At 47.1% G+C, this 6,759-nt stretch carries 6 protein-coding genes; 2 read left to right on the forward strand and 4 right to left on the reverse strand.

Going from position 1 to position 6,759, the window contains the following annotated elements; genetic code table 11:
• Positions 1–1,132: response regulator (locus ACTG33_RS09880; protein ID WP_439135048.1), on the forward strand; the 1,132-nt coding region annotated here is incomplete at its 5' end.
• A gap of 7 nt (positions 1,133–1,139) precedes the next feature.
• On the opposite strand, the gene msrQ is transcribed toward ACTG33_RS09880, so the two are convergent.
• The 4 genes from msrQ to ACTG33_RS09900 form a co-directional block, all read right to left on the reverse strand.
• On the reverse strand, positions 1,140–1,793 hold the full coding sequence (gene msrQ, locus ACTG33_RS09885) for a protein-methionine-sulfoxide reductase heme-binding subunit MsrQ (RefSeq protein ID WP_439135049.1): 654 nt from the start codon (positions 1,791–1,793) through the stop codon (positions 1,140–1,142).
• Between the two features lie 10 nt (positions 1,794–1,803).
• The gene (msrP, locus tag ACTG33_RS09890; protein ID WP_439135050.1) at positions 1,804–2,817 is read right to left on the reverse strand and encodes a protein-methionine-sulfoxide reductase catalytic subunit MsrP; all 1,014 of its coding nucleotides are present in this window, start codon (positions 2,815–2,817) and stop codon (positions 1,804–1,806) included.
• Between the two features lie 162 nt (positions 2,818–2,979).
• Positions 2,980–3,798 (reverse strand): exodeoxyribonuclease III, encoded by an 819-nt coding sequence (gene xthA, locus ACTG33_RS09895; RefSeq protein ID WP_439135051.1) that lies wholly within the window; start codon positions 3,796–3,798, stop codon positions 2,980–2,982.
• A 72-nt stretch (positions 3,799–3,870) separates the two neighbouring features.
• On the reverse strand, positions 3,871–5,991 hold the full coding sequence (locus tag ACTG33_RS09900) for a carboxy terminal-processing peptidase (protein WP_439135052.1): 2,121 nt from the start codon (positions 5,989–5,991) through the stop codon (positions 3,871–3,873).
• Positions 5,992–6,405: 414 nt separating this feature from the next.
• Here ACTG33_RS09900 and ACTG33_RS09905 point away from each other — a divergent pair.
• On the forward strand, positions 6,406–6,759 hold a 354-nt coding region (locus ACTG33_RS09905), incomplete at its 3' end, for an AEC family transporter (RefSeq protein ID WP_439135053.1).

The following is a 6,759-nucleotide window of genomic DNA, read 5'->3' on the forward strand; positions in this document are numbered from 1 at the left end:
TGAAAGCGAAAAAGGGGGCAACCTGGAGGTCCTCATTGTAGATCGGGCAAATGGCGAGAAAGCCTCATCCACCAAGCCTTCAAACCATGATGACTCAGAAAAGGATAATAATGCTCGCACCAAAGGTTTGTGGTTCACGATCTGCAAAGGCCTTTCTGAGTGCATGAACGGCTCGATCGATGTTGACAGTCCACCAGGCAAAGAAACACAGTATGACCTTCGCTTACCTCTGGTGGCGGCACAACAGTCAATTTCATTAAGCAGCCAACCGAAACTGCGGGATAAAAAGGTGCTGATTATTGCGCCGGAACTGCCTGTTGGCCGCTTTCACCTTGAAGAAATGCTGGAGTGGGGGATGGTGATTAAACATGCTCCTGACTATGAAAGTGCCTTTCAAGAATTACTCGATGCCAAGACAAAAGGCGCCTCCTACAGCATGGTGCTTATCAATCTCTTTCAAAACATTGATGCGCCATTGTCTTTTTCACAACGGCTGCTTGAACAATTCCACGACACACCTATTCCACAAATCTACCTCTTGTCTTACAACCACCTCAATGAGCGTCCCGTCAGACTGCTGGTTGATGAGAATGAAAGTGTGTCTTTCCATTATCGACCTATTTCCCCCCAAAGTTTCCACGATCTGATTGCATTTAACTTGCTCGGTAAACCCATTACCGGCGAGCAGATTGTCGAACAGGAACACCTTGGGGCTGAAGATTTCAGCGTATTAGTAGTAGATGATCATCGGGTCAATCAAATGGTCGCGCAGGGGATGTTAAAAAAGTTGGGCTACCATGTCAGACTGGCAGGCAACGGACTGGAGGCTTTGCAGGAATTTCAAAACAGAAGCGTCGACCTTATCCTCATGGACTGCCAAATGCCGGAGATGGATGGCTTTGAAACCACGCGCCGCATCCGCCAGCTAGAAAGCGAAGATGATCGAAAGACACGCACTCCTATCATTGCCATGACCGCGCACGTCGGCGACGACGATCAATCTCAGTGCTTTGCCAGTGGAATGGACGATTACATCGCAAAACCCGTCAAATACGATGTATTGCAAGGGCACTTACTACGATGGCTTGGAGGCAGCATTGCGCCAGAAACGGATGACTCATCACATCAATGATAAATCATCACTTAACGTCAGAAGTAACTACCTGTCTTTTGTGATCGATTGCCAGCAGTGAACGGATGTTTTTTCGGCGCAACCACAAAAGACCTACAGCAAAGGCGAAATAAATAGCAGGCTCAATCCAGCCACTTTTCACAGACCACCAGAAATGAACGCACGCCAGAACAGTAATCAGATAGATCGAACTGTGAAGCTTTTTCCAGTTTCGACCCATGGCACGAAGAATTCTCGGGGTTGATGTAATCGCCAGTGCCAACAGTAAAAGCAACGCCACAAAGCCGACCAAGATATAAGTTCTCTTGATTAGCTCTTCACCAATCAATGACCAGTCGAACGCCAGATCTAGTGCTAGCCATGTACTGAAATGCAGCGAAGCCCAGACAAAACACCACAAGCCCAGCGGCCGACGTAACCGCATCAGCAAGCCAAACTTCAACCATTTTGCCAGTGGGGAGACACATAAAGTCAGAAGTAGAAGCCGGAGGGCACCCATGCCTAGAAAGTGAATTAATTCCTTAACCGGATCAGCACCGAGCAAGCCTTGCGGGACGGCCCAAAATAACCACAGTAGTGGGAGAAGGGCGCCAATATGCACCAGGCAACGCAAAGTCACAGACACTTTTCTGCCGGGCCGGAACTTTTTACCAGAAGTCATTAGCAGCCCCTTAATAATATTTTTTCAAATCCATTCCCGAGTACAGGGAGGCTACCTGCTCGCCATAACCATTAAACATTAACGTCTTTTGACGGGTTGATGAGAAGGGGCCGCCCTCACCAATAAAACGTTCGCTGGCTTGCGACCACCGAGGATGGTCTACTTCAGGGTTTACATTAGCGTAAAATCCGTATTCATGAGAAGCCAATCGATTCCAAGAGGTAGGGGGCATTTTCTCAACAAGGCGAATTTTCACAATGGATTTAATTCCCTTAAAACCGTATTTCCAGGGCACTACCAAACGTATAGGTGCGCCATTCTGAGTCGGCAGAGTCTTTCCATAAAGGCCGACGGCCATAATAGTTAAAGGATGCATGGCTTCATCGATGCGTAAGCCCTCAACATAAGGGTAATCTATACCTCCACCAAAATGCCGAGAGCGTTGTCCAGGCATCTGTTTGGGGTCATAAAGAGTTTCAAAGGCAACGTATTTTGCCCGACTGGTTGGCTTGAATTTTTTCAGAAGTGTCCCTAGCTCCAGCCCCAGCCAGGGGATGACCATGGACCAGGCCTCAACACAGCGCATACGATAAATTCGTTCCTCAAGGGACGATTGCTGCATCAATTCCCAAACATCAACGACTCCGGGGTTTTCAACTTCACCTTCGACCGTTAATGTCCAAGGTTGTGTTTTTAAGTGTTGACTGTTTTCCGCCGGGTCTGTTTTGGAGGTGCCGAATTCGTAGAAATTATTATGATTAATAACTTTGGCTTCAGGGGTTAACGACAAGTCTGCCGCTTTATCCTGAGTATATTGCAGAGGTTTTCTGGGAGCCTGCGGTACTTCAGCCGCCTCTCCGCCGCCCAGCAAGTTATCAAAAATACCGGCTTGAGATGATGCCGCCAAACCTGAGGCACCGGCCATGCCTAAGCCTTTTAAAATAGAGCGACGATTGAGATAGACCGTTTCAGGTGTCACCTGGCTTTCTGGAATCAGGTGTGAACCTCGTTTCTTAATCAGCATTATGTCACCACTTCTACCCATGATGTGTGCCATCATATTGAGAGCACATGATATATAGAATAAAGGCGCGTCTTCGGAATTAACCTGAGAAGCCGAGCCTCACGATATATCTGTTTAGACGCCTGTAATGACTATTTGTTACGGATACTGGAAAGATAAAGTTCAATCAGCAGCGAACTCAGCCCAGATGGGTGCATGATCTGACGGTTTTTCCATCGCTCTCACATCATAATCAACACCCGCAGCCTTGCATCGGGACAGCAGACTCTCCGAAGTCAAAATCATATCAATTCGAAGCCCCCTGCGAGGCTCTCGCTCGAATCCTTTACTGCGATAATCAAACCAGCTGAACATCTGATTCTCTTCTGGATAGAGATGTCGGAAGGTGTCACTTAATCCCCAGCCACAGAGGCGTGAATACCACTCGCGCTCTTCAGGCTGAAAACTGCATTTGCCTGTTCTGAGCCAACGTTTGCGATTATCTTCACCAATACCAATATCAAGGTCTGTTGGTGAAATATTAAGATCTCCCATCACCACAACCTGTTCATCAGGGTTGCAGTGTTCATTCAGGAAGACTTGTAAATCGGCATAGAAAGCACGTTTATTAGGGTACTTTACTGGGTGGTCAATCGACTCGCCCTGCGGAAAATATCCATTGATGACTGTTAAAGTGCCACCGTAGGGAGATTCCACTTTAGCCGCAACAAATCGCTTCTGGGCCTCATCAGAATCACCAGGGTATCCTTTGTGAGTATCTGACATCGGCAGGCGGGAGAGTAGGGCAACGCCATAATGCGTCTTCTGCCCATGAAATAAGACCTCGTAGCCCATCTGGTTGATTTCCTCGACCGGAAAGTCGCCATCTTGCACTTTGGTTTCCTGAAGTCCGATGAGAAGTGGATCGTGTCGATCAATAATGGCCTGAAGCTGGTGCAGACGCATACGAATGCTGTTTACGTTAAAAGAAACAATCTTCATTATTTAAAAAAACCTTTACCAATAAACAAAAAAGGCCAGCCTGGGGCTGGCCTTTAGAAGATGAGTATTATGTTAGAAATTAGCAACCTGATTCGCCGGCTGCTTCCGCAAGAGATCGACCATGTCGATCAAGATATAACCAGCTTCGGACAGCAGGGCGTCATCATCTGTGTTTAAGTCATGTACGGAATTCGCCTCTTCGATTCGCTCTTCCGTTTCTGCTTTTTGCTCCGTCTCAAATTCTTCTTCATCTTTATACAGCGCAAGTCCCTTGGCTTCTCGGCGCTCATTTTCGATGGCCAGAGACTCCGCTTCGCGCTGCTTTTGCTCTTGAATACGTTGTTTCTCATTAAGAGACAACTGAGTTCTGGCCTTGTTTTCATTCATGATCTCGACCTGTTTATTTAAATAAACGAAGTCAGGGTCTTTTAACTTGCGGACATCATAGCGCTTAGTCACATCATTGATGATCGAGCCAAAATCGTAATAGTCTTCATGGGGAACAGGGTGGATCTGATCCCAGGGTAGTGCGGTATCGTAGGAACTTTCACCTACCTGGTCGGCATCGACCAGGAAAGGAAAGGTCACGTCGGGAATGACACCTTTGTGCTGAGTGCTTCCACCGGATACCCGATAAAATTTGGACTCAGTGATTTTTAGCTGACCAGAGTACACAGGCGTTAATGATTGCACAGTGCCTTTGCCAAAGGTCTGAGTACCAACGATCAAGCCACGTCTATAATCTTGAATAGCTCCAGCGAAAATCTCTGACGCTGATGCACTCAGTCTGTTCGTCAATACAACAAGAGGACCGCGATATACGGCACGATGACGAGAGCGATAGTTACGCGAAATGGTTTGGCTCGTTTGACGAATTTGAACCACTGGGCCCTGATCGATAAACAGATCCGTCAGAGTTGTCGCTTCCTGCAAAGAGCCACCGCCATTATTTCGCAGGTCGATCACCAAACCATCGATATTTTCCTGTTCCAGCTCTTTGATTAAGCGGTACACATCTTTCGTGGTACTTTTGAAGCTCGGATCGCGACGTCGATAGGCTTCAAAATCGATGTAAAACGCAGGTACGTTGATCACACCAACCTTGTACACTTTATCGCCATCTGTCAGCTGCATGATGCCTTTTTTAGCTGCTTGCTCTTCGAGCTTTACCTTATCTCGGCTGATCCGAATCTCTTTATTGGCTGTATTACCAGCAGCTTCACCTGGGATCACTTTCAGTCTGACCACGGTATTCTGAGGGCCGCGAATCAGCTTCACGACATCATCAAGACGCCACCCAACCACATCAACCATGTCACCGTCATCGCCCTGGCCAACAGCGACAATCTTGTCTGCGGGTTTTAATTCACCTTGTTTAGCCGCAGGCCCTGCGGTGATCAAGCGTACAACCTTCGTGTATTCATCTTCGGCCTGTAACACTGCACCAATGCCTTCCAATGACAAAGACATGGAGATATTGAAGTTTTCCAGCGTGCGAGGAGATAAATAACTGGTATGGGGATCATAGAGCAGGGTGAGGGCGTTAATCATCGCCTCAAACACGTCGGATGAGTCTTCCTGTTCCAACCGGGTTAACTGGTTCTTATAACGATGCAACAACGTATCACGAGCTTCTTCGGTTGTTTCGTCAGCCAGTTTAAGGCTTAAAATACTGGCCTTAATGCGTTTTCGCCACATCTCGTCGGCTTCTTTTTCAGAAGTTGCCCAGTGCTGTGAATCCCGACCAATTGGGATAGATTCTTCTTTGGTAAAATCAAACTGGAAGCCATCTGGGTCTTCCAGATTCTTAATAACCCAATCCAACCGATCATTTGCGCGATTGAAGTATTTAACAAAGATGTTGTAGCCCGGTTTTAGATCGCCTTCACTCAGGGTATCGTCCAGCTTGTTGCCATAGTCTTTATGGAACTTGTCGATGTCTTTTTGTAGAAAAAATGCTTTGGCGGGATCCAGGCTTTCCAGGTACTTATCCAGCATTTGCTGAGACATATGATCATCAAAGGGCTGGTTGCGATAGTGACGGGTGGCCAGCTTATCTAGGATATCAACCGCGGTTTTGGACTGCTCCTCGGTAAACTGGAAGTCGACTGCTTTTCCGTAACTGACCGATGACATTGCCAGAAAACCGGTAACAATCATGGGTAGCAGGAAACGACGGGGGGCCTTGCGCATATACATTCTCTATCAATCGTGGGACGGGCCAGCTAGCTGGCTGGATCTTTATACTTAAATATCTGATGGACAAGCACAACTATAGCATAGAGCCAAACCTGAGAAACCGGTAATCCGGACTGACCGGTGGGCAAGGTCTCTCAAAACACACATAAAATCAGTGTGTTGCGCTCATATCTCAGAAACATACACAATTTAACATAATCTATATTATGCGAAACAAAGTATTGTTCCATTCATACTTCAGACAGGCATCAATAATGATGGTTCCTCCCAATAACGCTCAGAATTCAATCAGCCATATATTCTACAGGCATATAACTTTGCGTGACTCGAGTAATCTGAGGATTATCCTTGCTAATCTACAGCCGTTATTTACACTCGGGTCGCTCAAAATGACCTAGCTGCGCACCTATGATTTTATTACTGCTGAACATCGTAACCCCCGTACTGATCTGTGCAGGAGTTGGGATTGGTTGGAAAAAGCTGGGATACGATTACCCATCAGAGTTTATCGGCCGCTTGGTCATGAACATTGGTGCGCCTTGTCTGATTCTGAAAAGCCTGGTCGATACTACGGTTGCCTTAGAAGACATCATGGACGTCGTGTTGGTAGCAGGCGTCGTTTTGATGGCCATGTTCGTCGGTTGCCTGGCTATTCTGCGAATAAGCAATCTGAACCCTAAAACCTATTTACCCTCGATGCTGTTCCCAAACAGCGGCAATATGGGGCTGCCGCTTTGCCTGTTTGCCTTTGGAGACACCGGA

Source organism: Pseudomaricurvus sp., from assembly GCF_965662505.1.
Classification (GTDB): domain Bacteria; phylum Pseudomonadota; class Gammaproteobacteria; order Pseudomonadales; family Cellvibrionaceae; genus Pseudomaricurvus.

Excerpts from the sequence above, each read along its gene's own strand:
- msrQ (WP_439135049.1), bottom strand. The coding sequence starts at position 1,793 with ATGACTTCTGGTAAAAAGTTCCGGCCCGGCAGAAAAGTGTCTGTGACT.
- msrP (WP_439135050.1), bottom strand. The coding sequence starts at position 2,817 with ATGCTGATTAAGAAACGAGGTTCACACCTGATTCCAGAAAGCCAGGTG.
- xthA (WP_439135051.1), bottom strand. The coding sequence starts at position 3,798 with ATGAAGATTGTTTCTTTTAACGTAAACAGCATTCGTATGCGTCTGCAC.
- ACTG33_RS09900 (WP_439135052.1), bottom strand. The coding sequence starts at position 5,991 with ATGCGCAAGGCCCCCCGTCGTTTCCTGCTACCCATGATTGTTACCGGT.